General features: G+C 70.4%; 1 protein-coding gene. It reads left to right on the forward strand.

All coding sequences use genetic code 11. From position 1 onward, the window contains the following. Nucleotides 1–256: 256 nt before the first annotated feature. Nucleotides 257–2081 (forward strand): DNA gyrase/topoisomerase IV subunit A (locus AC1DY2_RS19045; RefSeq protein ID WP_476763837.1); only part of this gene is annotated, 1825 nt, incomplete at its 3' end.

Below are 2081 nucleotides of genomic sequence, written 5' to 3' on the forward strand. Positions count from 1 at the left end.
GCCCGGCCCTGGCCTGGATGTTGGCCGCGCCGAGCCCGTCCACGAGCACCACGACGGCTCCGGATGCCGCGGGGAGCGCGAACTCGTTCGCCTCCCCCGCCAGGCTCGCGATCGAACTGGCGAGCACCCCGGCAAGCCGCGGAGCTGTGACGGCGGGCACCGGTAGCATGGCAGGCATCGCGCCCAGTCTGGCACAGGCCAGGGCGCGCTCCTCGTTCGCCGCGTGCCCCCAGCACGCCTGCCGCAGAGACCACGGATGACCCGAGCCAAGAACCCGCCCGCAGACGAACCGATCGTCGAACGCATCGAAGACGTCGACGTCGCCACCGAGATGCAGGGCTCGTTCCTCGAGTACGCCTATTCGGTCATCTACTCGAGGGCACTGCCCGACGCGCGCGACGGCCTGAAGCCCGTGCAGCGACGCATCCTCTACCAGATGGTCGAGATGGGGCTCCGGCCCGATCGAGGGCACGTGAAGTCGGCGCGGGTCGTCGGCGAGGTCATGGGCAAGCTGCATCCGCACGGCGACACGGCCATCTACGACGCGCTCGTCCGCATGGCGCAGGCGTTCACGCTCCGCGTGCCGCTCATCGACGGCCACGGCAACTTCGGCTCACTCGACGACGGTCCGGCGGCGCCGCGATACACCGAGGCACGACTCGACGCCCCCGCCCTGGCGATGACCGAGGGCCTCGACGAGGACGTCGTGGACTTCGTGCCCAACTACGACAACCAGCTCACGCAGCCAGAGGTGCTGCCGGCGGCCTACCCGAACCTGCTCGTCAACGGAGCCAGCGGTATCGCCGTCGGCATGGCCACCAACATGGCCCCACACAACCTCATCGAGGTGGTCGGCGCGGCCCGGCACCTCATCGCGCACCCGAATGCCACGCTCGACGAGCTCATGGAGTTCGTGCCGGGCCCCGACCTGCCCACCGGCGGCACGATCGTCGGCCTCGCCGGCATCAAGGACGCCTACGCCACCGGCCGCGGCGCGTTCAAGACCCGGGCCAAAGTGCGGGTCGAGAACATCACCGCGCGCAAGACCGGGCTCGTCGTCACCGAGCTGCCTTACCTCGTCGGTCCCGAGAAGGTCATCGAGAAGATCAAGGACGGCGTCAACGCCAAGAAGATCAGCGGCATCTCGGACGTCACCGACCTCACCGACCGCACCAACGGCCTCCGGCTCGTCATCGGCATCAAGACGGGCTTCAGTCCCGACGCCGTGCTCGAGCAGCTCTACCGGCTCACCCCGCTGGAAGACTCGTTCAACATCAACAACGTCGCGCTCGTCGACGGCGGGCCGCAGACCCTCGGGCTGCGCGAGCTGCTGCAGGTGTACGTGGCGCACCGCATCTCGGTCGTCACGCGCCGGTCGCAGTACCGCCTCGCCCGCCGGCGCGAACGCCTGCACCTGGTCGACGGCCTGCTCATCGCGATCCTCGACATCGACGAGGTCATCCAGGTCATCCGCTCGAGTGATGACACCGCCGCGGCACGCGCCCGCCTGATGGAGGTCTTCGACCTCAGCCACGTGCAGGCCGAGTACATCCTCGAGCTGCAGCTGCGCCGGCTCACCAAGTTCTCCCGCATCGAGCTCGAAGCCGAGCGCGACAAGCTGCGCGCCGAGATCGCCGAGCTCGAGGAGCTGCTGGCGAGCCGTCATCGCATCGAAGCCCTCGTGTCCGACGAGCTCGCCGAGGTCGCGGAGCGCTACGGCACGCCGCGGCGCACCCTGCTCACCGACGCCCGTCCGAGCATCGCCGGGGCGGCCGCCAAGCGACAGGCCGCCGTGCTCGAGGTGGCGGACGTGCCGTGCCGCGTGTTCCTCAGCGCCACCGGGCGCATCGCGCGGGTCGACCTGCCCGACGGTCCCGGCGGGCCGCCGACCATCACCCCGCCCGCCCGCCGCAGCAAGCACGACGCGATCCGATCGACCATCGACACCACCAGCCGTGCCGAGATCGGGGCCGTCACCAGCCTCGGCCGCCTCATCCGCTTCACGCCCGTCGACCTGCCGATGCTGCCGCCGACCTCCGTGCAGCTCGGCGCCGGTGTCCGGGTCGGCGACTACCTCGCGC

Source organism: Agromyces sp. P1_H4 (genome assembly GCF_056405255.1).